Source organism: Rhizorhabdus wittichii, assembly GCF_017607425.1.
In the GTDB taxonomy this organism is placed as follows: domain Bacteria; phylum Pseudomonadota; class Alphaproteobacteria; order Sphingomonadales; family Sphingomonadaceae; genus Rhizorhabdus; species Rhizorhabdus wittichii.
In genome coordinates this window covers 561810-586229 of the sequence record NZ_CP059319.1, presented here as the reverse complement: position 1 = coordinate 586229, position 24420 = coordinate 561810, and the positions used below count along the sequence as shown (strand labels likewise).

At 62.0% G+C, this 24420-nt stretch carries 26 protein-coding genes; 15 read left to right on the top strand and 11 right to left on the bottom strand.

What is annotated here, in order from left to right; genetic code table 11:
* Genes trbK-alt through HRJ34_RS02890 form a run of 6 tightly spaced genes read left to right on the top strand, consistent with a single transcriptional unit; the run spans position 1 to position 4821 of the window.
* Complete coding sequence (gene trbK-alt / locus HRJ34_RS02915) at positions 1-306, top strand: putative entry exclusion protein TrbK-alt (protein ID WP_208633298.1); 306 nt, start codon at positions 1-3, stop codon at positions 304-306.
* Positions 303-1685: a P-type conjugative transfer protein TrbL gene (gene trbL / locus HRJ34_RS02910; RefSeq protein ID WP_208633297.1), complete on the top strand. Its 1383-nt coding sequence runs from the start codon at positions 303-305 to the stop codon at positions 1683-1685. The genes trbK-alt and trbL overlap by 4 nt, the downstream gene beginning before the upstream one ends.
* 4 nt (positions 1686-1689) lie before the next feature.
* A complete protein-coding gene (trbF, locus tag HRJ34_RS02905) occupies positions 1690-2373 on the top strand; it encodes a conjugal transfer protein TrbF (RefSeq protein WP_208633296.1) in 684 nt (227 codons plus the stop codon).
* On the top strand, positions 2370-3386 hold the full coding sequence (gene trbG, locus HRJ34_RS02900; protein ID WP_208633295.1) for a P-type conjugative transfer protein TrbG: 1017 nt from the start codon (positions 2370-2372) through the stop codon (positions 3384-3386). The genes trbF and trbG overlap by 4 nt, the downstream gene beginning before the upstream one ends.
* Positions 3383-4603 (top strand): TrbI/VirB10 family protein, encoded by a 1221-nt coding sequence (locus HRJ34_RS02895; RefSeq protein ID WP_208633294.1) that lies wholly within the window; start codon positions 3383-3385, stop codon positions 4601-4603. Before trbG ends, HRJ34_RS02895 begins: the two co-directional genes overlap by 4 nt.
* Positions 4600-4821, top strand: coding sequence for a DUF2274 domain-containing protein (locus HRJ34_RS02890; protein ID WP_208633293.1), 222 nt, complete (start codon positions 4600-4602; stop codon positions 4819-4821). Before HRJ34_RS02895 ends, HRJ34_RS02890 begins: the two co-directional genes overlap by 4 nt.
* A 13-nt stretch (positions 4822-4834) precedes the next feature.
* Here the strand turns inward: HRJ34_RS02890 and HRJ34_RS02885 are convergent, their stop codons facing one another.
* From HRJ34_RS02885 to HRJ34_RS02860, 6 genes are all read right to left on the bottom strand, one after another.
* Complete coding sequence (locus HRJ34_RS02885; protein WP_208633292.1) at positions 4835-5143, bottom strand: hypothetical protein; 309 nt, start codon at positions 5141-5143, stop codon at positions 4835-4837.
* Positions 5140-6087 carry a LysR family transcriptional regulator gene (locus tag HRJ34_RS02880; protein ID WP_208633291.1) on the bottom strand — a complete coding sequence of 316 codons (948 nt, stop codon included), beginning with the start codon at positions 6085-6087 and terminating at the stop codon, positions 5140-5142. The genes HRJ34_RS02885 and HRJ34_RS02880 overlap by 4 nt, the downstream gene beginning before the upstream one ends.
* Positions 6088-6171: 84 nt before the next feature.
* Positions 6172-9261: an efflux RND transporter permease subunit gene (locus HRJ34_RS02875; protein ID WP_208633290.1), complete on the bottom strand. Its 3090-nt coding sequence runs from the start codon at positions 9259-9261 to the stop codon at positions 6172-6174.
* Positions 9258-10292 carry an efflux RND transporter periplasmic adaptor subunit gene (locus HRJ34_RS02870; protein ID WP_226949187.1) on the bottom strand — a complete coding sequence of 345 codons (1035 nt, stop codon included), beginning with the start codon at positions 10290-10292 and terminating at the stop codon, positions 9258-9260. The genes HRJ34_RS02875 and HRJ34_RS02870 overlap by 4 nt, the downstream gene beginning before the upstream one ends.
* A gap of 472 nt (positions 10293-10764) precedes the next feature.
* On the bottom strand, positions 10765-12183 hold the full coding sequence (locus tag HRJ34_RS02865; protein ID WP_208633288.1) for an efflux transporter outer membrane subunit: 1419 nt from the start codon (positions 12181-12183) through the stop codon (positions 10765-10767).
* A gap of 29 nt (positions 12184-12212) precedes the next feature.
* Positions 12213-12644: a cupin domain-containing protein gene (locus tag HRJ34_RS02860; RefSeq protein ID WP_119037240.1), complete on the bottom strand. Its 432-nt coding sequence runs from the start codon at positions 12642-12644 to the stop codon at positions 12213-12215.
* A gap of 381 nt (positions 12645-13025) precedes the next feature.
* On the opposite strand from HRJ34_RS02860, the gene gcvA reads away from it, so the two are divergent.
* From gcvA to HRJ34_RS02845, 3 genes are read left to right on the top strand one after another with little or no spacing between them, the layout of a single operon-like run.
* On the top strand, positions 13026-13991 hold the full coding sequence (gene gcvA, locus HRJ34_RS02855; RefSeq protein ID WP_208633287.1) for a transcriptional regulator GcvA: 966 nt from the start codon (positions 13026-13028) through the stop codon (positions 13989-13991).
* An 18-nt stretch (positions 13992-14009) separates the two neighbouring features.
* A complete protein-coding gene (locus HRJ34_RS02850) occupies positions 14010-14591 on the top strand; it encodes a chromate transporter (protein ID WP_208633286.1) in 582 nt (193 codons plus the stop codon).
* Positions 14578-15114, top strand: a complete 537-nt coding sequence (locus HRJ34_RS02845) for a chromate transporter (protein ID WP_208633285.1) — start codon at positions 14578-14580, stop codon at positions 15112-15114. The genes HRJ34_RS02850 and HRJ34_RS02845 overlap by 14 nt, the downstream gene beginning before the upstream one ends.
* Here HRJ34_RS02845 and HRJ34_RS29540 read toward each other — a convergent pair.
* Positions 15111-15254: a hypothetical protein gene (locus HRJ34_RS29540; RefSeq protein ID WP_208633284.1), complete on the bottom strand. Its 144-nt coding sequence runs from the start codon at positions 15252-15254 to the stop codon at positions 15111-15113. The genes HRJ34_RS02845 and HRJ34_RS29540 overlap by 4 nt on opposite strands.
* A 130-nt stretch (positions 15255-15384) precedes the next feature.
* On the opposite strand from HRJ34_RS29540, the gene HRJ34_RS02835 reads away from it, so the two are divergent.
* The 4 genes from HRJ34_RS02835 to HRJ34_RS02820 all read left to right on the top strand — a co-directional run bounded on the left by HRJ34_RS02835 (position 15385) and on the right by HRJ34_RS02820 (position 18386).
* On the top strand, positions 15385-16800 hold the full coding sequence (locus HRJ34_RS02835) for a cytochrome ubiquinol oxidase subunit I (RefSeq protein WP_208634309.1): 1416 nt from the start codon (positions 15385-15387) through the stop codon (positions 16798-16800).
* 12 nt (positions 16801-16812) lie between these two features.
* Positions 16813-17820 (top strand): cytochrome d ubiquinol oxidase subunit II, encoded by a 1008-nt coding sequence (gene cydB / locus HRJ34_RS02830; protein ID WP_208633283.1) that lies wholly within the window; start codon positions 16813-16815, stop codon positions 17818-17820.
* The gene (locus HRJ34_RS02825; protein ID WP_119036632.1) at positions 17820-17963 is read left to right on the top strand and encodes a DUF2474 domain-containing protein; all 144 of its coding nucleotides are present in this window, start codon (positions 17820-17822) and stop codon (positions 17961-17963) included. The genes cydB and HRJ34_RS02825 overlap by 1 nt, the downstream gene beginning before the upstream one ends.
* A gap of 201 nt (positions 17964-18164) precedes the next feature.
* Positions 18165-18386, top strand: coding sequence for a type 2 periplasmic-binding domain-containing protein (locus HRJ34_RS02820; RefSeq protein WP_208634308.1), 222 nt, complete (start codon positions 18165-18167; stop codon positions 18384-18386).
* Between the two features lie 170 nt (positions 18387-18556).
* On the opposite strand, the gene HRJ34_RS02815 is transcribed toward HRJ34_RS02820, so the two are convergent.
* Positions 18557-19435 (bottom strand): LysR family transcriptional regulator, encoded by an 879-nt coding sequence (locus HRJ34_RS02815; RefSeq protein ID WP_208633282.1) that lies wholly within the window; start codon positions 19433-19435, stop codon positions 18557-18559.
* 98 nt (positions 19436-19533) lie between these two features.
* Between HRJ34_RS02815 and HRJ34_RS02810 the strand changes: the two genes are divergently transcribed.
* Both HRJ34_RS02810 and HRJ34_RS02805 read left to right on the top strand, forming a co-directional pair.
* Complete coding sequence (locus HRJ34_RS02810; protein WP_208633281.1) at positions 19534-20202, top strand: DsbA family protein; 669 nt, start codon at positions 19534-19536, stop codon at positions 20200-20202.
* Between the two features lie 23 nt (positions 20203-20225).
* On the top strand, positions 20226-20834 hold the full coding sequence (locus HRJ34_RS02805) for an NAD(P)-dependent oxidoreductase (RefSeq protein WP_119036635.1): 609 nt from the start codon (positions 20226-20228) through the stop codon (positions 20832-20834).
* 78 nt (positions 20835-20912) lie between these two features.
* On the opposite strand, the gene HRJ34_RS29425 is transcribed toward HRJ34_RS02805, so the two are convergent.
* From HRJ34_RS29425 to HRJ34_RS02790, 3 genes are all read right to left on the bottom strand, one after another.
* On the bottom strand, positions 20913-21041 hold the full coding sequence (locus tag HRJ34_RS29425) for a hypothetical protein (protein WP_264319419.1): 129 nt from the start codon (positions 21039-21041) through the stop codon (positions 20913-20915).
* Between the two features lie 26 nt (positions 21042-21067).
* On the bottom strand, positions 21068-22432 hold the full coding sequence (locus HRJ34_RS02795) for a tyrosine-type recombinase/integrase (protein ID WP_208633280.1): 1365 nt from the start codon (positions 22430-22432) through the stop codon (positions 21068-21070).
* Positions 22433-23201: 769 nt separating this feature from the next.
* Complete coding sequence (locus tag HRJ34_RS02790) at positions 23202-24338, bottom strand: IS110 family RNA-guided transposase (protein ID WP_208633279.1); 1137 nt, start codon at positions 24336-24338, stop codon at positions 23202-23204.
* Positions 24339-24420: the final 82 nt, after the last annotated feature.

The following is a 24420-nucleotide window of genomic DNA, read 5'->3' as shown; positions in this document are numbered from 1 at the left end:
ATGTCGCGCACGGCGAAGATCGCGGGGGTGGCGGCGCTGGCCGGCATGATGATGGCGGTGGCGATCGTCGCCGCTACCGATGATCGCAAGCCCGCGTCCGCGCCGCACCTCGTCTTGCCGGCGGACGAAGGCCGTGACCGGCTTGCGCGCGAACTCGACCGCTGCGCCACGCTCACCATGCCCGATAGCGGCTGCGAAGCGGCCTGGGCCGCAAACCGGCGGCGCTTCTTTCACCAGGCCATGCCAGCACCCGGACACCCGAGCGACGGGAACATGCCGACCGATGCCGAAGGCGTCGCGCCATGAACGACACCGGCGTCATCGACACCTTCCTGTCGGTCTTCAGCACCTACATCGACAGTGGATTCGGGCTGCTCGGGCATGAGGTCGCGTTTCTCTCGACCACGCTCATCGCCATCGACCTGACCATCGCCGGCCTGTTCTGGGCCTGGGGCGCGGACGAGGACGTGCTTCAGCGGCTCGTCAAGAAGACGCTCTACATCGGCACCTTCGCGTTCATCATCGGTAACTTCCAGAACCTCGCCACCATCGTCTTCGAGAGCTTCGCCGGGCTCGGCCTCCAGGCGAGCGGCGGCGGCATGTCGATCGCGGACTTTATGAAGCCGGGCACGATCGCCGCCACCGGCCTTCAGGCGGCCAAGCCGCTGCTCGACGCGGCAGGCCAGTATTCCAGCCTTTGGGCCGTCTTCGCGAACCTCGCGCTGATCCTCGTGCTGCTGATCGCCTGGCTGATCGTCGTCTTGGCCTTCTTCATCATCGCCGTGCAGGTTTTCATCACGCTGATCGAGTTCAAATTGGTCACGCTCGCCGGGTTCGTCCTGCTCCCCTTCGCCTTCTTCAACAAGACCGCCTTCATGGCCGAGCGCGTCCTGGGCCACGTCGTCTCGACCGGCATCAAGGTGCTCGTGCTCGCCGTCATCACCGGCATCGGCACGACGCTGTTCAATCAGTTCACCAGCGCCAACCTCGGTGTCGAGCCGGACATCAATCAGGTCATGGCGATCGCACTCGCCGCACTGTCGTTGCTCGGCCTCGCAATCTTCGGCCCCGGCATCGCCAACGGTATCGTCTCGGGCGGCCCCCAACTCGGGGCGGGCGCTGCGGCAGGCACGGCGCTGGCGGCAGGCGGTGCTTTGGTTGGCGGCGCTGCGCTCACGCGGCTCGGCATGGGTGCCGCCGGGTCCGCTATGGGCACGGCCGGCCGGATGACCGCCGCCGCCGCGCGCGGCGGGGCGCAGATGGCGGGCGGGGCAACGAGCGCCTATAGCCTCGGCTCCCTCGGCAAGACCGGGGCCGGCGCTGTCGCAGGCGGTATGGCCGCAGCCGGTCAGGCCGCGGCGGGAAGCGCGGCCAACGCCGTCCTCTCCCCGTTACGCAACGCGGCCGCCAAGGGCGGCGCGGCGATGAAGGCCAGTTTCCGTTCCGGTGCGCGCGGCGGATTCACCGCCACCGGCGGCACCATTACCGGCGGCCCTGCACCCGCGGCCACCACCGCTGCGGCCGGTTCAGTTCCTGCTTCCAGCGCCTCCGGCGCACCCGCCTGGGCTGCTGCAATGAAGCACCGCCAGTCCGTGACCCACGGCGCCACCATTCTCACGCACACGATGAAATCCGGCGACAGCCACGGCGGCGGCGGTGGTCCCGACATCAAGGAGAAGGACTGAGCCCATGTTCCGACGCCCGACAATCCGCTACGGCCAGATGCCCGAACCCGTCACGCCCTATCAACGCGCCGTGCAGGCGTGGGACGATCGGATCGGCTCTGCCCGCGTCCAGGCGAAGAACTGGCGCCTCGCCTTCTTCGGCGCGCTGGCCCTCGCCGGTGGGCTGGCCGGCGGCCTCGTCTGGCAGTCGGCCCGCGGCACCATCGTTCCCTGGGTGGTGGAGGTCGATCGGCTGGGCCAGGCCCAGGCGGTCGCACCGGCCGAGGCCGGCTATCACCCGACCGATCCACAGATCGCCTTCCACCTCGCCCGCTTCATCGAGGAGGTGCGCTCGATCCCCGATGATCCGATCGTGGTGCGCCAGAACTGGCTGCGCGCCTACGACTTCACGACCGACAAGGGCGCGGCGGCGCTCAACGATTACGCCCGCGCCAATGACCCGTTCGCGCAGATCGGCAAGGCGCAGGTCGCGGTGGACGTATCGAGCGTCATCCGGGCCTCGCCCGACAGCTTCCGCGTCGCCTGGACCGAACGCCATTACCAGGACGGAAGCCTCGCCGCGACCGAGCGGTGGTCGGCCATCCTCACCATCGTCGTGCAACCGCCGCGCACGCCCGACGCGCTGCGCAAGAATCCGCTCGGCGTATTCGTCAACGCCCTCAACTGGTCAAAGGAGCTGTCGCAATGACGCATGTGCCTTTTCACCGTTCCGCCTCGGCGGTCCTGCTTGCGTCCGCCGCGGTGCTGGGCGGATGCGCCACCACATCGGCGAAGCCGCCCGCCATTGCCTATGACGACCCGCCGACCGAGATCGCCGCAACCCTGGCGCCGGAACCGCTCAAGCCCGTCAAAGTGGTGACGATCCCCGAACCTCTGCCATTACCCGGCCAGCTAAAGCGGCTGACGCCGAGCGCCCCGTCGCCCGAGGCGGCCGATCCGCGCAACCGTGTCAGTGCGGCCAACGCGGCGGCGCGTATGCAACCCGTGCGCGACGGCTTCCTCAATTCCATCCAGCAATATCCGTGGGCCGACGGCGCGCTTTATCAGGTCTATGCCGCGCCCGGCCAGGTGACGGACATCGCCTTGCAGGAGGGCGAGCAGCTCGTCGGGCCAGGCCCTGTCGCCGCCGGCGACACTGTGCGCTGGATCATCGGCGACACGACAAGCGGCGCTGGTCCTACCGCGCGCGTGCATATTCTGGTGAAGCCGACCCGGCCGGACATCACGACCAACCTGGTCATCAACAGCGACCGGCGCACCTATCATCTGGAACTGCGCGCCACGCCCGCAACCTACATGGCGTCGGTATCCTGGACCTATCCGCACGACGCGCTGCTTGCGCTGGCGGGCCGGAACGCGGCGGCGGCCTCCGCCGCGCCGGTGGCGACCGGGGTGAACGTCGCCGCGCTCAATTTCCGCTACCGCATCGACGGCGACCGCGCGCCGTGGACGCCGCTGCGCGCCTTCGACGATGGCCGACAGGTCTATATCGAGTTTCCGGCCGGGATCTCGCAGGGCGAGATGCCGCCGCTGTTCGTGATCGGCGCGACCGGCAACGCCGAGCTGGTCAACTATCGCGTCCAGGGCCGCTACATGGTGGTGGACCGCCTGTTCGCCGCCGCCGAGCTGCGCCTGGGCGACAAGCACAGCGAACAGCATGTGCGCATCGAGCGTGACGACGGACGAAAGGGGCGGTCGTGAGCGATCCCGCCGATACGCCCGCACCGGAAACGGGAAGCCCGCAAGCGCCCGCATCCGATCCGCAAGCCTTTCAGCTTCGCGGGCCGACACCGCGCGTCATGCGCCTGTCGCGCAAAACCCTGGCTGTCCTTGGCATCACCACCGGCCTCTGTATTGGCGGCTCGCTGATCTATGCGCTCAAGCCCGCCGGCCATCGCGAGGCCAAGGAACTCTACAACACCAATGGCCGCGCAACGGCCGAGGCGATCACGTCAGCGCCGAAAGACTATACGCAGGCGCCTCGGCTTGGCCCGCCGCTTCCCGGCGATCTCGGCCGTCCTATCGTCTCGGCACAGCAGCGGGGCGAGAACGTGCCCGTGTCGCCGATCGGTGCATCCGGCGCGCCGTCCGATCCTCGCGCGCAGGCGGCGGAGACTGCTCGGCAACGTATCATCCAGGAACGCGACGCGGCGCGCACCAGTTCGGTGTTCCTAGGCCACGGCGCACAGAACGCCGGCGCGGCCGTGCAGCCGGCCACGATCGCGCCGGATCGGGCGGCGGCGCCGCAAGTTGGCGGTGCGGCGCAGGGAGACCAGGCCGCCAAGCGCGCCTTCATGGCGCGAGCGTCCGACCTGAACACGGTGAGCGGCGAACGGCTTGCGCTGCCAGCATCGCCCAACATCATACAAGCCGGCAGCATCATCCCGGCCGCACTCATCACCGGCATCCGTTCCGATCTCCCCGGTCAGATCACCGCCCAGGTGACGGCCAACGTCTATGACAGCATCACCGGGCGCATTCTGCTCATTCAGCAGGGCGCGCGGCTGATCGGCGAATATGACAGCGACATCGCCGCCGGCCAGACCCGCGTGCTGCTTGCCTGGGACCGGCTGATAATGCCGGACGGCCGCTCGATCGTTCTCGAGCGCCAGCCCGGCGCCGATGCAGCGGGCTTCGCTGGGCTACAGGACCGCGTGGACCAGCATTGGGGCAACATGCTCAAGGCGGCCGCGATCTCGACCTTGCTTGGCGTGGGCGCCGAGCTGGGCGCGGACGGGGACGACGATCTTACCCGCGCGCTGCGCCGGGGAAGCCAGGACACCATCAACCAGAGCGGCCAGCAGCTTGTGCGGCGACAACTGGACGTGCAGCCGACGCTCACCATCCGGCCGGGCTATCCGTTGCGCGTGGTCATCACGCGCGACCTGGTGCTCGAACCCATTGGAGCGACACGATGACGAAATTGAAGCTGGGACCGCTGGCCGATGACCGGCCGGTGAAGCTCACGGTAGAATTGCCCGCCGCCGTCCATCGCGATCTCGTTGCCTATGCCACAGCACTCGCCGCCGAAACCGGGGAACCGCCGGTAAAGCCCGACAAGCTGGTCGCGCCGATGCTGACCCGGTTCATGGAGACCGATCGCGCCTTTCGCCGGCATCGCGCCCAGGCGAAGTGAGGGAGCGTCCGCTCTACTTGCCCAGAAAACGCTTGAAGCGATCCCGGCCATCGGCCTCGGTGACGGCCTGCTCGGCATTGGCGCACTCGTTTCCGCGCACCGTTCCCTGGGCGCAGCCCGCTACGATCCGGCGCCCTTCATCTAGATGCGCCGCGAAATATTGCGTGCTGCGTGCCCCGGGGGGCGCCGGGGCGGCAAGAGGTGGGCCGGCGACGGCCCTTGTCTGACCGACAGGGATAATCACCGGCCGTAGGACGATGCCCGCCCCGAATCCGACGATTAGTGCTATCAGCACGATGATAAGTGTCTTGCCCTGCGTCATGGCGGTCCCAATTCTGATTGCTGAGGCGGAGGATGCGACCCCGACAAGGGCGGTAGCGAATAGCGGACGGCCACAAAATCGAGGAACCGACGCAACACCGCATTCTCATTGTCGTCGCGCCAGTAGCCCGAGAAACCGACTCGTATGTGGCCGTTGGTCTCATGAACTTCGCGAAACACAACACCCGGCACCTGGATGCCGAGCGCTGATTCCGCAACGATCGACATGTGCCCGCCCGGCGCGATGGCGCTCAGCACCGTTTCACGGCTAACGTCGTTCATGTCGATCTCGGGCGTGTAGCCGGGCATCCCGAGCTTGCCCAAAAGCATGTTGCGCGTCTCTGGGCCGGGATCTCGTTCGGTCAACAGGAAGCGTTCGCGGGTCAGGTCGGTCCAGTGGATGCGTTCGCGTTCGGCCAGCGGATGGCCTTCCGGCATCGCCACCAATATACGCTCGCTCCAGAGTGGGCGGCTCATCAGTCCCCGGTAAGGCGCTTCGCCAATCATGATCGCGATGTCGAGCAGGCCGTTCTCTATGCCGGCCAGCAGCATATCGCGGTCTCGTTCGAACCCGCGCACCCTGACATCGGGATAGCGTTCGCCGAACTCGGTCACGGTCGCGCGCAAATTGCCAGCGGAGAAAGAGGTGTAGAAGCCGATACCGAGATTGCCGACATGACCGTCGTTCGTGGCGCGGACCCAAGCGTTTAGTTCCTCGAACTCCCTTACGATGCGCTGTGCCGTGCGCAGATAGATCATACCGTTCGGCGTCAGCGTAGCGCCGCGCGTCATGCGGTTGAAGAGCACCATGCCTAGGCGCTTCTCGATCTGCAGGATGTGTCGGCTGAGTGTGGCTTGCTTGATGTTCAGATTGCGGGCCGCTCGGCTGAAGCTACCCGCCTCATCCGCTGCGATCAAATAGCGAAGTTGACGAAGTTCAGTCAAATATTTTCCTATAATTATGCGTAATAAATCTCGGAACTATGGCTTATTTTTAAAGTTGTCTTATGCTGAGCGGAATAAGTAAATTTAGTCACTTTTCTTTATCCATATTTGAAACCGGTCGAGATAAAGATAGATTACCGGCGTCGTGTAGAGCGTGAGCAACTGACTAAACACAAGTCCGCCGATTATCGCATAGCCGAGCGGTTGACGCAGCTCCGAACCAGTGCCGGTGCCGAGCGCGAGCGGAATGCCAGCCATCAATGCCGCCCCCGTCGTCATCAGGATAGGGCGGAAACGCAAGAGACACGCCTCGCGAATGGCTTGGGCTGGCGTAAGATGCCGGTCTCGCTCGGCGACGATGGCAAAATCGACCAGCATAATGCCATTTTTCTTGACGATGCCGATCAATAGGATGATCGCGATGATGCCGATCACCGAAAGATCCATATTTCCCATCCACAGCGCAAGCAGCGCCCCGACGCCGGCCGACGGCAATGTGGACAGGATGGTCAACGGATGAATGAAGCTCTCATATAAGATGCCGAGAATGATATAGATAACGACGAGCGCGGCGATAATAAGCACGGGCATCGTCGACAGAGATGCCTGGAACGCCTCCGCATTACCCTGGAACGCGCCGGTCACTGTCCCCGGCATGTTGATCTCATCTGCGGCACGGTTGATGGCGGTGACAGCCTCCCCTAACGCAACACCAGGCCGAAGATTGAACGACAGGGTAACAGCCGGAAATTGGCCCTGATGCGTTACCGATAATGAGCCAATGTGGGAGGTATCCACTTTCACAAGCGCGGAAAGCGCTACCGGAGTGCCCGTCAGCGGAGACCGCACATAGAGCCGATCGAGCGATGCAAGCGTGCGCTGCAGTGACGGCGTCGCCTCGAGAATGATCGGATATGTACTGAGTTGAGTGAAATATTGCGTGACCTGTCGCTGTCCGTAGGCATCGTTGAGCGTATCGTCGATCATTTGTGCCGAAATCCCAAAGCGCGAGGCCTGGTCCCGATTGATGTCCACGGTGAGCAGTGGCGCTTCAGCGAGAAGGTCAGTGGCAACGTCCGCGAGTTCCGGCAGTTCGCGCATTTTCTCGAGCATCTTCTGCGTCCACGTAGTCAACTCGATGTTATCGGCGCTCTGCAAGGTATATTGAAAACTGCCGCGCGAAGAGCGGCCGCCTACGGTGATGTCCTGTGTCGCTGACATGGAGAGCTTGACGCCCTGGACTTTTGCAATTTGCGGTCTCAAACGATCGATAATCTGGGATGCTGTCTTCGTGCGCTCATCGCGCGGCTTGAGAACGATATAAAAGCGAGCGGTATTCGCAGTCTGCGCATTGCCGTTGCCACCGGTGCTCCCTGTCCATGAGGCAACTCCCTCAACACCAGGGTCCTTGAGGATGACATCGCCGAGCAGGCGTTGGAGACGCTTCATCTCCTCGGGCGATACCTCCTGAGCGGCCTCCGCCAAGCCGCCGATCAGGCCGGTGTCCTGAATTGGAAAAAAGCCTTTGGGTATCTGGATGGCCATGACCACGGCCAACATCACCGTCAGGAAGAACACGCCCAGGGTGGCCGCCTGATGGCGCAGCACAATGTCAAGCGTGCGCTGATAGCCGGATAGCATCGTGTTGAAGAACGCTTCGAGAGCGCGGTAGACGCGGCCGTGACCCGCGGGCGCCTCCCGGCGCATGAAGCGCGAGCAGAGCATCGGCGCGAGCGTGAGCGACACCAGCACTGAGACTGCGATCGCCGCCGTCACGGTTAGCGCAAACTCTCGAAACAAACGGCCGACAATTCCACCCATCAGCAAAAGCGGGATGAAAACGGCGACCAACGAGAAGCTGATGGATAGCACTGTAAATGCGATTTCGCGTGAGCCTTTCAGCGCAGCTTCAAAGGGCTGCGCTCCATTTTCGAGATGACGGTAGATATTTTCGACGACGACAATCGCGTCATCGACGACGAAGCCGACAGCTATCGTCAAGGCCATCAGAGACAGATTGTCGAGACTGAACCCAAGCATATACATGGCCGCGAACGATCCCAGCAGCGCGAGCACGATCGTGATGCTCGGGATCACCGTCGCCCAGATATTGCGCAGGAAAAGCAGGACCACCATCACGACGAGACCGATGGTCAAGAGGAGCGTAAACTCGACGTCGTGCACCGAGGCGCGGATGGTGGTCGTTCGGTCCAGAACGGTGTGGATCGTGATGGCCGGTGGGATGTCGACTGTGAGGCTGGGCAGTTGCGCCTTAATCCGGTCAACGGTGTCGATGACGTTGGCGCCTGGCTGCTTATAGATCGTGAGAAGGATCGCGGGCTTATTATTGTCATAGGCCGCCGCGGTTCGATCGGATGCGGCGAAAACTGCCTGACCGACGTCGCTGACTCTGACAGGGGCGCCGTCACGGTAAGCGAGTACGACATCATCGAATTTTTTTGCTTCGGTGATCTGGTCGTTTGCGCGAATTGTGAAGCTCAGCTTGCCAGTGTCGAGTGCTCCCTTGGCACTCTCCGTCGTGGCGCTGGCAAGGACGGGCCGTATCTCCTCGAGTGTCAATCCGCGCGAGGCGAGCTTGGCTGGATCAACTTGGATACGGATCGCCTGCTTCTGCTCGCCGCCGAGCGAAACCTGGGCCACGCCGGGGACTTGGGAGATTTTCTGGGCGAGATAATTGTCGGCATATTCATTGACGCCGGTCAGCGGGATGGTGTCTGAACTTGCCGAAAGGACGAGGATGGGTGCGTCGGCCGGATTCAGCTTCTTATAGGTCGGCGGCGTCGTCATCGATTGCGGCAAGGTCTTGGATGCGGCGTTGATCGCCGCCTGCACATCCTGCGCAGCGGAATCGATGTTGCGATCGAGATCAAATTGAACCGTGATGGATGTCGCGCCCAGAGCGCTAACCGATGTCATCTGGGTAACGCCCGCGATTTGCCCGAGTTGGCGCTCCAGCGGCGTCGCAACTGATGAAGCCATCGTCTCGGCGCTCGCTCCGCTAAGCGTCGCGGTGACTTGAACGGTCGGGAAATCCACCTGCGGCAGCGGAGCCACGGGCAGGAGCGGAAATGCGGCAATGCCGAGGAACGCCAAGGCCGCCATCAGCAATGTCGTTGCGACTGGCCGCGCGATGAATGGTGCGGAGAGATTCACCTAACGCCCTCGGGCCTTGGCGACATCGATAACGTGGCCCTGATCTGTACCTGCGCATTGCGCTTCAGCTTGAACTGTCCCGCCGTCACAACACGCTCACCCTCGCGAAGACCCGACGTGATCACCGTCAGATCGCCACTCGATGGCCCGGTCTTGATCTGCCGGGTTTCAGCCGTGTTATGCCCTGTCACGAGCCATAGAAATAAGCCCTTCGGCCCTCGTTGGACCGCAGCCGATGGAACCACGACGACATTGTCGAGTGTCTTGAGCAACAAACGCGCGTTGACGAACTCACCAGGCCAGAGCCGTTCATCATCATTGGGGAAGATGGCTTTCAGACGAATGGTATCGGTGGCCTGATCGACCGTACCGTCCACGAGGAGGAGCCTTCCGGTGCCGAGGGGACGCAAATTGTCCTGGTCCAATGCCGTCACTTCAACCGCACCGACGGCCAAAGCGCCACGAACGTCGTCGAGGAAGCGCGCTGGCAAACTGAACAGAACTGCCGACGGCCTGATCCGCGTCAGCACGGCGATCGGCTGTGCGTCGGACACATGCACCAGGTTGCCAGGATCGACCGAGCGAATACCAATCCGTCCGTCGTTTGGCGCGCGGATTGTCGTGTAGGAGAGTTGCGTTCGCGCCGTCTCGATCGCGGCTTCGTCTGCGGCAATGGATGCTTCCAGTTGATCGACTGTCGCCTGTTGATGGTCGACGGTTTGCCGCGCTATCGCCTCCAACAGGACCAATGCCTTATACCGCTCGAGATCTTTCCTGGCGGAAACGAGCAGCGCGGTATCCTGAGCTTTTTTTGCCAGAGCCTGGTCGAGCGCAGCCTTGAACAGGCGTGGGTCTATCCTCGCGAGCACATCGCCTTTTCTTACATTCTGTCCTTCGACGAATACCACGTCCTGCATTGTCCCATCGACCTGGGGCCGAATGTCGACGGTCAAAGATGCCTGAACGATGCCAAGCCCGGTTTGATAGACAGGTACATCCTGTCGACTAGCAACAGCGGTGCTTACCGGCACTGGCGTGTGTGTGGGGAGCTTGCTCTTGGGACTCGCCAAATGCCAGTAAGTGACCGCCCCAATTGCAAGGAGAGCGGTAATCGCGCAAATGAGAACGATACGACGTTGTCGGATAGGGCGGCGCCTAGCAGGCGGATTCACTATTGTCCCACCGTGTTGCCAGAGTCCACCACTATGCTTATGGCAACGAACAAACCGATGATCGTTTTGACGTCATGAGCAAATTTACGCATAGTAATTCTCCGCTATGCCGTACAAGATGCCCCCAATAATCTTGAGCAACAAATGCGAATTTCTCACCGTTAGCCCAATCTAAGTTTATGGTCATAATGACTTGCCATCTATTCTCTTTGAGAGGATGGCGCGCCTTCGAAGCGGCTACGCGGCATAGGCTGCGACATTGCCACTGTGCCTCAGCCCGGCGCCCCGACATCGGTGTCGAAGCCAGTCGGGCAGCCAAAAGAGAGGCGGCTTAGCCGCCATTGCCGGTCGGCGGAGGCAGGGTGTCGACAAGCTGGTCGCCGCCGAGCGCACGGTAGACGGCAACTAGGTTGGTGGCGCGCACCAGCCGCGTGTTGGCGACGGTGCGGCGTGCCTGATACAGCGTCCGCTGAGCATCCAGAAGGTCAAGGTATGTGTCGATTCCGCGCTGGTAACGCGCGGTGGCCAGGGTCAGCGTGTCGGCGGCGGCGGCCTCAAGCCTGGTATCGGCGGCCAATTGATCATCGATCGTCGCGCGCCGTGCGAGGGCGGTGGCGACATCGCTGAACGCGGTCTGGATCGCCTTCTGATACTTGGCTGTCGCCGCGTCGCGTTCGGCCTTCGCAAAGGCCAGATTGCCGCGATTGGCACCGCCGTCGAAGATCGGCAGCGTTGCTTGCGGGGCGACCTGCCAATTGAACGCGCCACCGGTGAACAGCGCCGACAAGGCGGTGCTTGCTAGTCCGGCGACGGCGGTCAGCGAGATGGTTGGGAAAAAGGCGGCACGGGCGGCACCGATGCGGGCGTTGGCGGCGCGCAGCGCATATTCCGCCTGCAAGACGTCGGGCCGTCGTAGCAGAATTCGCGAATCGAGCCCAGCCGGTATCGCTGCCCGCAGCCCCTCGACCGTTTCGATCGCCGCCGGCAGGTCCGCGTCGGCGACCGGCGCGCCGACCAGCAGGTCGAGCGCGGCACGATCCTGCGCGACCTGCGTAGTCAGTTGCGCCTTGTCCGACTGCGCCTGCGACAGAATGGTCTCGGCCTGACGCAGATCGGTGCGCGGGGCGAGCCCCCCCGCCAACCGCACTCGGGTGAGTTCAACGCTGCGTGTCGCACTGTCCTCCGTATCAACCGCGATGGCCAGCAGGCTGCGATCGGCGGCAAGGGTCAAGTAGGTGACGGCAACCTGCGCCACCAAGGTCAGCCGTGCCGACCGCAGCGCTGCTTCGGTCCCCAGATATTCATTGAAGGCGGCCGTGCTCAGGTTGCTCAACCGTCCGAACAGGTCCACTTCGAAGCCGCTGAGACCGCCGTCGAGCGCGTAGCTCTTGCCGGGAAGGTTGTTGCTGGCGCCGCCCGCTTCGCCATGCCGGACGTCGGCACCGGCGGTGACGTCCAGCTGCGGCAGTATCTGCGCTTGCGCCACTCGCGATTGCGCGCGCGCCGCCGCAACATTTGCGAGTGCCACGCGCAGGTCCTGATTGTTGGCCAGTGCCTGGCCGATGATCGCTAGCAGATGTGGATCGCGGAATATTTCGCGGTAGCTGACCGCCGGCAACGCCGCTTCGTCGGCTCGCAGGTCTGGTGCGCCAGCCGACCACGATGGCGGGATGGCCGGATCAGGCCGGTGATAGGCCGGCGCCAGGCTGCACCCGGCGAGAGCGAGAAGTGCGGGGAGGCCTGCGGTCATGCAGTCGCTCCCTTGGAGCCCATGGAACCTCACTTTTTTATGGGGTCCGGAATAGAGCGCCCTTTCCCTTTCTCGGCTACGATGAACTCCAGGAACCGTAGAGGCTTCGTTGCGCTGGGATTCCAGTGAGAATGGATCGTGCCGGCAGGAACATACAAGCTGTCGCCCGCGCGCAGCGTTACCGCGGGCTTCCCCTCCTCCTGCCAAACACCTGTTCCTGACACGACATAGAAGGTGACGGCCGCCGGATGGAGGTGTCGCGGATTGATCGCACCGGGAGCATATTCCGTCTCGTAAACCGCGACCTCGACGTTCGCCGTGCCGGGCAAGAGCGTTTTCAGGAGCGGCGCGTGCGGTATCACACCATGCTTTACCTGGCTCGCGGCCGGCGCTGCTTGAAGGATACACAAGGCGCCCATTGCCGCGACCATGATTCTTGGGATGCTCGATATGGTCGTCATTTGAAGCTCCTCGCACGTCGGGCCACCATAGAGCCGCATGGCGCGAGCTCGTTGCTGGATGGATAGCCGGGTCAGGCTGTGGCTGCCCGCCAGCTTACGCTATCATCGGACCTTGCCGCTGAGGCCAACTGCACTGCCGGTCTGAGAATGCCACCAATCGTGCCAAGGCCAGTCCCACCCGTGGTGCATGGGCCCTCGTGGAACCAGGCTTGCAATGGCCACCACTATGATTGCAACGGCAATCAAGCTAATGGCGATTTTGATACCGGGAGCAAATTTACGCATAGAAATTATCCGCCTCTGCGCTTAAGATTGCTCCGATAGGCGCAGGTAGCAAACGCAAATTTCTCACGGTTAGCCCAACATATATTAGGGGTCTCAATGCATCGCCAACTACCCTCTTTGAACGGTTTGCGCGCCTTCGAAGCGGCTGGAAGGCATGGCAGCTTCAAGGCGGCAGCAGAGGAATTGAATGTCACGTCAACGGCCGTGAGCCATATGGTGCGACTTCTGGAGAATCAGCTCGGGTTCGGGCTTTTCCATCGTCGTGCGAACAAGCTTGAATTTACCGATCAGGGTCGGGCTTTCCAGCCAGGCCTTACAGACGCCTTCGATGCGATCGCGCGACTCACCGAGCAGGTGACCGTGATGCAGGCAGGGCCAGTGCTCACCGTAGGAGTTTCCCCCGCCTTTGCTTTGCACTGGCTTATTCCGCGGTTGACGAACTTCAATCGCAACCATCCCGATGTTGAGGTGCGAGTCTCTGCCGGCGGTGCAATGCATCCGATGCGCGACGATTGGACATGCGCCGTGCGGCGCGGCACTGGTGACTGGCCTGGCTATGCTGCCGAGGAGCTCTTCGCGTCGACACTGATACCAGTCTGCACGCCGACGATGGCAGCAGGCCTGCGGCACCCTCGCGATCTCAGCAGTGCCACCTTAATCGTCGTTGCTCATTTGCGTGAACAATGGACTTGGTGGTTCCAAGCGGCAGGCCTGCATGCGTCGATCCAGCCTGCCAATGAGGTGCTGTTCGAGAGTTCCGCGATGGCAATTCAAGCCGTTCTTGACGGAGTAGGAATCGCCGTCGCACAACTTCCGTATGTCAGTGACGCGCTGGCGGCAGGCCGTCTGGTTTCCCCCTTTCCTGTCAGCGAGCTTAAATATGAAGACTGGTATCTGGCCTATCGGCCGATGCGTAAGGAGGATCCAGCGTTATTGGCGTTCCGCGAGTGGCTGCACAGTGAAGCGGAGTTGCAACGCCAAGCGTATAAGAAGCTAAGTTCGACACAACCGCTTACGGCTGCATCGCACCTTAAAGAGTCCATGTCGGCGGTTACACGGTGATCTCCAGAAGGGGTACGAATGGAAGATCTCGAATCCCCACCTTCTAAGCCACCTTCCTTAGCAGAGATCGCTTACGTTTCCGTCCGGTACGGCAATTTCACGTTTGGGGGCGGAAGCGCCGGCGTGGCGGTCATGTACCGGGAGATATTCCATAAGCGTCATTGGCTCACCAATGATCAGTTCAATCTTGTTTTCATCTTGGCTCGGCTCGTGCCCGGTACAAACCTCTTTGCTTTCGGAACGGGCGTGGGCTGGACATTGCGCGGCATTCCCGGTGCCGTAACCGCATTGTTGGCGGGCTCCATCCCTTGCAGCCTAATAATCTTTGCCGCGACGGCATTATTCCGTGATTTGCAGCACAACCCTTGGGCTCAACCCGCGATCCATGGCGCTATTGCCGCCGCAGTTTCAATCACCGTCAAAGCCGGTTGGGAGATCGCCCATTCCCAATTGCACGGCCGCGCCAAGCCTCGTGTTGTCATCATCGCGATTACAGCCTTCGTGCTTTACACCTTTTTTGGTGTCCCCGCTTTCGACGTTCTATTGCTAGCAGCACTGACAGGCGCAGTCGTTACACGGGACACCGATGAATTTATTTGAACTCTATATCGTATTCTTACGAGGGTCTTTGTCGGCTTTTTCTGGACTTGCGTCATTGCCAGTAATCCAAGATAGCCTAGTCATCCATAGCCACGTCCTCACTACCGCGCAGTTGAACGAAGCGGTCATGATTACGCGGAGCGTGCCAGGACCCGTGGGATTATATTTTGTCAGCGTTGGCTACTTCGTCGCTGGCATTCCGGGCGCGATCACTGGTTGGCTGGCAACGATTACACCTGCGTTTCTTATCATTCCAATGACCCATTTTGTTGGGCGAAAGATGAAAAATCCGCGTGTGCGCTCAATCTTAGATGCTGTCATAACCGCAAGCGCGGGCCTTCTGGTCGCTTCGGCCATCCCTCTCGCTAAAGATGCACTTACGAATCCTGTCGATATAGTGATCGCCTTGGTTAGCTTTGCATTTCTTCTGAAGACGAATATTGACACAATTTGGATTCTTCTTGCTGCTGGCGTTATTTCAACTACTGTTCACGCCCTCGGTGTTCTGCAGAGTCTCACCTAAATCCGCCCGATATGTCCTGCATCGTCGACCCGCTCGGCAATGTGCTCGTCGAACCGGATTTCACGGGCGAGACAATCCAGCTGACGGAACTGGACCGCGTCATCGCGCGCGGTAAATACGACCTCGACGTCGTCGGCCATTATGCGCGTCCGGACATTTTCAGCCTCTCGGTCGATGCCCGGCCCAAACCCGCTGTGGCTTTCACGCTGCCACCTGGGCTATCGATCGTCGCTGAGGCCGACGCAGAGAGCGAGACGCAGGGGGAATAGCATGCTCGGACTGACCGCATTGGAACTGGCGCGCATTCAGTTCGGCTTCACCATCTCCTTCCACATCATCTTTCCCGCGATCACTATCGGGCTCGCCAGCTATCTCGCCGTCCTCGAAGGGCTGTGGCTGTGGAAGAAAGACACGGTCTATCGCGACCTCTACCATTTCTGGTCGAAGATCTTCGCCGTCAATTTCGCCATGGGCGTCGTTTCCGGCCTGGTCATGGCCTATCAATTCGGCACCAACTGGAGCTATTTCTCGTCTTTCGCCGGTTCGATCACCGGCCCGCTGCTCGCCTATGAGGTGTTGACGGCGTTCTTTCTCGAAGCGGGCTTCCTGGGCGTCATGCTGTTCGGCTGGAACAGGGTCGGACCGGGCCTCCACTTCTTCGCGACCATCATGGTGGCGCTTGGTACATTGGTCTCGGCGACCTGGATTCTGGCATCGAACAGCTGGATGCAGACGCCGCAGGGTTATGAGATCATCAACGGCGTCGTCGTTCCGGTCGACTGGTTCAAAGTGATCTTCAACCCCTCCTTCCCCTACCGCCTCGCCCATATGACCGTGGCCGCTTTCCTCGCGACGGCGCTCTTCGTCGGTGCATCGGGGGCCTGGCATCTCCTGCGCGGCAACGATACGCCGCGCGTGCGCACGATGCTGTCGATGGCGATGTGGATGCTGCTCATCGTCGCGCCGATCCAGATATTCATCGGCGACATACACGGCCTGAACACACTGAAGTATCAACCGGCCAAGATCGCGGCGATGGAGGGGCATTGGGAGAACACGCCCGGCGAGGGGGTGCCGCTCATCCTGTTCGGGATGCCCGACATGGAAGCGGAGACGACGCGCTACGCCGTCGAGATACCCCATCTCGGCAGCCTGATCCTCACGCATGAGTGGAACGGCCAGTTTCCGGGGCTCAAGGAATTCGCCCGCGAGGACCGCCCGAATTCGCTCGTGGTGTTCTGGAGCTTTCGCATCATGGTCGGGCTCGGCGTGCTGATGCTGGTGCTCGGCGTCTGGAGCCTGTGGTTGCGCTGGCGCGGCGGATTGTTCCGATCGAAGCTTTTCCTGCGCTTTGCCATGTGGATGGGACCGGCTGGCCTGATCGCCATCCTCGCCGGTTGGTTTACCACCGAGATCGGTCGGCAGCCCTGGATCGTCTATGGGGTGATGCGCACCAAGGACGCGGTCTCGAACCACTCGGCACTGGTGCTTTCGACCACGCTGATTGTCTTCATCGTCATGTATGCGATCGTGTTCGGAACCGGCATCAGCTACATGCTCAAGCTCGTCGCCAAAGGACCGCATCCAGGCGAGGATGAAGCGCCCCCGCATGACCTCGACCAATCGCAACGTCCGGCGCGGCCGCTCTCGGCCGCACCCGACGACATCGATCCGTCGCTGTACTGAGGAGGACATATCATGGGTATCGATCTTCCTCTGATCTGGGCGATCATCATCGGCTTCGGGCTGATGATGTACGTCATCATGGACGGCTTCGACCTGGGCATCGGCATCCTGTTCCCCTTCGTGAAGGGCAGGGAGGACCGGGATGTCATGGTCAACAGCGTGGCGCCGGTCTGGGACGGCAACGAGACATGGCTCGTGCTTGGCGGCGCGGCGCTTCTCGCCGCCTTTCCGCTTGCCTATGCCGTGATCCTGAGCGCGCTCTATCTGCCGCTGATGATGATGCTGGCCGGGCTGATCTGGCGCGGCGTCGCGTTCGAGTTCCGGTTCAAGGCGGACGAGGCGCACAAGCCGTTCTGGGACAAGGCCTTCATGTGGGGATCCTATATCGCGACCTTCTCGCAGGGGCTAGCGCTCGGCGGGTTCATCAACGGTTTCGAGGTCAGCAAGGACGCCTATGCTGGCGGGTTCCTCGACTGGCTGTCCCCATTCAGCCTGTTCACCGGCGTCGCGCTGGTCATCGGCTATGCACTGCTCGGGGCAACCTGGCTCGTCATGAAAACCGAAGGGGCGTTGCAGCAGCGGATGCGCGCGCTGGGCAAGCCGATCACCTTGGCCGTCCTCGCAGCGACCGCCATCGTCAGTCTCTGGACACCCTTCGTCCATGCCGACATCGCGGCCCGCTGGTACTCCTTGCCCAACCTCTTCTTCTTCGCCCCGGTGCCGGTGCTGGTCGTTCTGGCGACATGGGCACTTCTGAGGAGTCTGAAGCGTGAGAGTCACGCCGCGCCATTCATCCTGGCGCTGTTTCTGCTGTTCCTTGGATATACCGGGTTCGGGATCAGCCTGTGGCCCAACATCATCCCGCCGGACATCTCGATCTGGGATGCCGCCGGCCCGGCACAAAGCATGGGCTTCACGCTGGTCGGGGCCCTGCTCATCATCCCCTTCATCCTCGTCTACACCGCCTGGTCCTATTACGTCTTCCGCGGCAAGGTGAAGCCCGGCGAGGGCTATCACTGATGTCGTCCGACAGGCGGGACAAGAAGCTCTGGCCGCGCCGCATCGGCTGGCTCGTGCTGATCTGGGTCGCCAGCGTCGGCGTGCTGGCAATCGTCGCGGTCCTGTTTCGGCTGTTGATGAACATGGCCGGACTGACCGTGTAGGCGGGCCGAGAACGACGAAACGGGGAACTACGTCTACACGCTATGGCCCTCCGTGACCCTCCTAAATGGAGCGGCGGCTGAATGGCAGCACAGGGGTGGATTCCTGCCCGACCGCTTCCAAGCGGCAGAGTTGGAAAATCGGCCATCTACGCAAACAGGCTTGTGTGGCACGCTTGCGCCTGAACCCTCAATAAGTCGAGCCTGGTTCGGCTTGCAGTTCTCGACGGCGCGGGCATTGGCTTCTTCATGGAAGCCGATATTGGCGACGACATTGCCGCCGGATGGCTCGAACGCGTTCTCGAAGACTGGATGCCGTCGGTCGCCCCGCTTTGCGCCCATTATCCCGGCCGCAAAAATCCCCGTGCCGCTTTCAGCGCCTTTATCCAGGCCGCGCGCGAATTCGGGAATGCTCGGCGTGCATGATTTCAGGCCGCCGATCTTCAAGGGTCAGCATCCGACCGTCCGCAATCTCCGATGTCGAGCAAATGAGGTGAGGAGCGGGATGATTGAAATAGTCGATCGGGGTCATGTCGGGGTTAGGAAACAGACCCCCCGCTCTTGGTGCGGGAAAGCAGACCCACCTGTTTCTCGTCTTATGTCTCAATGTTCTTTCCGAGGAAATCGATGAGAACCCGCGCTGCCATCGGCAGATGACGCCGGGAAACATAGAGCGCGTGGATGCCCAATGTTTCGGGCTGCCATTCCGCAAGCACCGTTTCGAGCCTGCCATCTTGGACGTCTTGTTCGGCGGCGAAGCGCGGCAGCATCGCGATCCCCATGCCGGCGATCGCCGCGCGCCGCAGGGCCACCGTGTCGTTGGTCTCGAAGCTGCCCGCTACCGGTATCGAGACTTGGGTGTGCCCATCCCGGAGTGTCCATTCGGCACCGCCCAGATTGGTATAGGTCAGGCACTGATGCTCTCTCAGGTCGTCGACGCTGACCGGCCGCCCGCGGGCGTCCAGATAGGCCGGCGCAGCGTAAAGCTGCGACTGGCACGTTCCCAAACGCCTGGCGATAAGCGACGGGTCGAGATTGTTGGCGATCCGGGTGGCGACGTCGATCCGATCCTGCACCAGATCCACGGATCTGTCGGAAATGAGCACATCCACTTTGATGCGGGGATAGTCACGCGCAAATTCCGCCAGCAACGGGACAAGAAGCGCGTCAGCGAGGATGGTCGGGGCAGTCACTCTCAACCTGCCCCTGGGCGTTGCGGCGTCTGCCGCCACCTCGGAGACGGCGTCGGCGATGCGGACCATTTCCTTGCATAGTTCGAGGACGCGCTCGCCGGCCGAGGTCAGGCTGAGCCGCCGCGTCGTGCGGTGCAGCAGCCGAGTTCCCGACCAGTCCTCGATCGAGGCGATGTACCGGGACGCCATGGCGCGCGACATGTCCAGCGCCTCGGCCGCCGCCGTGGCGCTGCCGCGCTCAACGGTCTCGATAAAAACGCGGGCGGCCGTAATCCGGTCCATGGTTATTCGCTCGTTTTACGCAACATTCTGTCGATCATAACGCTGTTTATCTCCATTTGGCGCGACAGTACATATGTCTTCGACAAAAGGAGACCGCTATGACCCAGACCATTGAACTCCAGTATTTCTTCGACCCCTTCTGCGGCTGGTGCTACGCCAGTGCGCCGGCTCTCGAGGGTCTCGCCGCCAGATACCCGGGCCAACTGAGCATGATGCCATCCGGGCTATTCGTTGGCAGCCGGCCCGTCTCTTCGATGGCGGATCACGCCTGGCGCAATGACCAGCGGATCCAGTCGCTGACCGGCCAGCAATATACCGAGCGCTACCACCAGAATGTCCTGCTCGCCCCCGATGGGGTGTTCAGCTCTGCCCCCGCCACGCTGGCGTTGCAGGCGCTGGGCGAACGCGATGCAAAGCTCGAACCCGCCTTCCTCCATGCCGTGCAGATCGCCCGCTATATCGACGGGCGCGACACGGCCAGGGAAGAAGACGTGGCGAAGGTGGCCGTTGCGGTCGCCGGCGAGAACGGGATCGATCTGACGGCCGAAGACTTTGCCGACAGGTTGCGCAGCGATGCCGAACTGCGTCAGCGCACGCTCGACCGCATCGAAGCGTCGCAGGGCCGCATGAACGAGCTCGGCATCCGTGGCGTGCCCCAACTGGTGGCCGTGATCGACGGCAAGCCGACCGCTCTCGACGGCCAAATCCTTTACCACGGTCCCGACCGCCTGATTGCTGCGATCGAAGACCTCACCGTCACCGCATAACTCTCAACAGAAAGGATAGTATCATGAACATCGCTCTTATTGGCGCTTCCGGCCGGGTCGGCTCGCGCATTCTGGCCGAGCTTTCGAACCGCGGGCATACCGTCACCGCCATTGCGCGCGACCCTGCCAGGGTCGCTTCGCTTCCGGGCGTCACCGCGATTGCGGGCGACATCGAAGCCACCGAAGCGCTTGCCGAGCTTGTGAAAGGCCATGATCTGGTCATCAGCTCGGTGCTCTTTTCCGCAAGTGATGCGAACAAGCTCATCGCTGCCGTCAAGGCTTCCGGCGTGCGCCGCTATTACGTCGTCGGCGGGGCCGGCGGCCTGGAAGTGGCGCCCGGCAAGATGCTGCTCGATACCCCGGAATTCCCCGAGATCTACAAGGTCGAGGCCCAGGCGGGCGTGGACTTCCTCGACAAGCTCAAGGCCGAAGATACGCTGAACTGGACCTTCCTCGCGCCGTCGGCCGTCTTCGAGCCCGGCGAGCGCACAGGAAGGTTCCGCCTCGGCAAGGACCAGCTCCTGGCCAACGAGAACGGCAGCAACATTTCCTTCGAGGATTTTGCCGTCGCGCTCGTGGACGAGATCGAAACGCCGACCCACGTCCGGCAGCGCTTCACCGTCGGCTACTAAAGCCTGAAATCTCAGACATCGTGTGCGGCAGCTCGCCCGCCGCACCTTTCCAAGCGAGCGCGCCGAAGGGCGTCTCGGCTAGGGTGCCTCGCCGATCATGATGGCGATGTCGAGTTGGCCGTTCTCTATGCCGGCCAGCAGCATCGCCCGGTCGCGCTCGAAACCGCGTACCCTAACGTCCCGATAGCCTTCGCCAAACTCGCTCATGCCTCACGCCGCATCGCCCAGGTCCGTCAGGCCGCGAGGCGTTCCGGTTCTTCCGGTTGAGGCGGCGCTTCCGGGCGCGGCGTCAGAAAACGGACCAGCGCCGCCTTTCTGGAGCTGCGATCGAGCGCGTAGTGCGTATGGGATAGCTTCGCTCCGCTAAGCAGCGCAGCGATATATCCAGAGACCGTATCCGCTGCCATGACGAGCGCCGCATCAAGCGTATGCACGTACCGGCTTGTGACCGACCCAGACGCATGACCGAGCAGCGCCGCGATGGTGATCTCTGTGAAGCCCAGATCATTCGCCATACTGGCGAAGCTGTGACGCAGCACATGCGCGGTGAGGTCGGCCAACTCCGTGTCGGCAAAAATCTTCGCCCAATGCCGGGGGAAGCTGCCGAACGGCTTGTCGCTGTTTCGCGTGCCCGGAAACACATAGGGGCTGTCGCTGCTCATACCCTGTTCGTCGAAATACTCCAGAACAGGCAAGCCCATCGGCCGGACCGACTGGCCCTCCTTCGTATCCTCGAACCTGAAGCAGCTTCCCGCGGTGTCGAGTTCGTCCTTGCGCAGCTTGATGATCTCACTGCGGCGACAGCCCGACATGGCGATCTGTCGGATCATCTCGACGGTGCGAGTGTAGCGTTCGTCTTCGGCGGCCTTGGTGAGGATGAGACCGAGCGTGCGATACTCGTCCTCGTTTAGGCGCCGCGATCGCACCGCATCCTTGGGCTTGCGGACGCCGTGCGCTGGATTCACGTCAATGATGCCTAGCTCGTCCCGCGCATAGGTGAAAATGCCGCCCAGGAGGCCAACGGTGCGGCTGGCGACGCCGATGCCGCCGCGCACGATCGACTTGCCGCGCAGCTTCTCGGTCTTCTCGATCCCGCGCGTCTTGCCCGCCATGATGTCCTTCATCATGGCCGTCACGTCCGCCTTGGTGACGTGCGTGACGCGCTTCTTGCCCAGAAGCGGGATGATGTGGCGGTTGATCCGGCCGAGGTCGGTGATCTTGGTGCTGGCCTTCTTCGGCCGCCCGCCCTTGCCGAGGATGCGGCCGGCATCGAGTTCGGCGATGTATAGCTCGCACAGCTCCTTCACCGAGATAGCCTTGCGCGCGCTGTTCCGATCTTCGAGCGGGTCGTTGCCCTTGGAGACATCCGCCAGGGCTTGAATGGCCAGCGTGCGCGCCTGCTCGGCGGTGATCTGACCGTGCCGGCCCAGCTTCATCCGGCGTCGCACATTGTTGGCGTTCCGGTAATCGACGAAGTAGGTTCGGGTGCCGGAAGGCAGGACGAAGACGCCAAAGCCCTTCAGCTCGCCGCACCAAACGGTATATTGCCGGTCGCGTGGCTCAGCCTTGTCCACGACGGTTTTCGTAAGTTTCGACATATGCACCTCGCTAGAGCGGGCTCAAAAAACTCACCAAAAACTCACCACGGGATCGAAAACAGTGGGTGTCGTTGGCGTAGCTCAGAGAACCTCATGAGTCAATAAAACGCCGCATAAACAGTGGTTTAGCGTGCTCTAGCGTTGGGTTGGCAAGCCTGTCGTAGCGCTGTAGTTCTAGCTCCGAAGGCGTAGGTCACAGGTTCGAATCCTGTCGGGTGCACCAAATTTCTCCTTAAAAATCAATATTATACGAGCATTCTGACCTTTCAGGATCGCTACCTCGCCGAGCCCGAAACTCACCGGCTTCACGGCGCACACCTCACAAACCATTGAAATCCCCCGGAAAACCGACTCGCACGACACTCACCACGTCGAATGGCGCCTGGTCTTGTCCAGCACTTGAGTTTGCAGGGGACAGCCTTCCCCTGCTGGCGAGCCCGCGGTCTCGCCAGACCCCTTCTCTCATGTCCGTTTTTGTCAAGCACAGACACTCATGTCCGTTTTTGTCAAGCACAGACACGGCGACGCACTCGGCTGTGGGCCGAGGAAGATGATAAACGTTCATGCGCAGGGTCGGAGGCGGGGCTCAAGACGACGGTCGATCAGACACTCATACGCGGGTTGGATACCGCAGGACCACGGTGTTCGTCTCGGAGCTTCCTCTGTCAGCGGACGGGCGTCGGTTCCATGACCGGCCACAAGAAGGGGCCGAGGGTTCTCCTGACCGGCCCCGCCCCCGATGCTGCGCACCAACGTGCTTCTGGGTTGATCAGGCGGCCACTCGCTCCTCTCCGCCACCGGTCGCTGCAACCTGCTGGCCTATCGCCCAGATGAAGCCGACGAACTCGCGAGCGATGGCGGTGATGACGACGTTCTTCGGCTTGCCGGTCGTGGAGAGCCGGCGATAGCGATCGTGCAGCCGGAGCTGCGCCTTCCAGGCGGTTTTGACGATGTTGAGGTCGAGCCCCTCCTGCCGGCGCTGGATGCTCTGGCTGACCCTTGGGGCTCGGCAATAGGTCCATGCGCTTTCGACGAGAAGCCGACGTACCCTTGCGTTCCCGGCTTTGGTGATGCCACGACGCCGTATCTTCGTGCCGCTGGAGTGCTCGGCGGGCACCAGACCGAGATAGGCCATCAGCCTTCGCGGCGATTCGAACCGGGAGATATCACCGATCTCGCCCACGATGGTCGCCGCGGTGATCAAGGCTATCCCACGCATAGCCTGAAGGGACGCTACAAGCGGTGCCATTGACCAGCTCGGCACAGCAACCTCGATCTGCTGGACGAGGCGATCGTGTCGGGCGTCGGCTTCCTTGATCGCCAGGATGTATTCCTGCATCGCGATTTGCTGAGCCGGGTGTTCCATCTCGAGCGTGGCCAGCCAGCGCCAATACGCGACCGTCCAGGCCTTGGTCCCATTGTAGCGATAACCCTGCCGCAACAGAAAGCTTGAGAGCGCCTGTCGCGCCTTGTTCCGCCAGTACATTGCGGTTTCCCGCGCCCGGACCAGGTCTCGTATGGCTTCGTGCTGCGTATCGGGAACCCATACCGATGTGAGTTCTCCGGCGCGGTGCATCTTTGCCAATGCCGTTGCATCACGCTTGTCGGTCTTGATGTGGTCGCCTGGTCGTGACGGGATCAGCGATGGTGCCACGACAAGGCATTCGTGACCGGCCTCGGTCAGTTCGCGCGCAAGTCCGTAGCCACATGCTCCAGCTTCGTAGCAAAAGGTCAGACGCTGATCGGGATGCTTTCCAGCCAGCTTTCTGGCGAGATCCGCCATTGTGCCTGGCCGATGAGGTACAGACCCATAATACCGGATTTCGCTCGATCGTCCTCCTGGCGCGATAGCGACTGCGATCGTCGCCTTATGCACGTCGAGACCGACATATACGATTTCATCCACGACTCGTCTCCTTTCCATGATCGCCGCCGGCAGACGCCGGCGCGGAACGATGGTGACACACCGTGGTGCGCCGACCACCCAG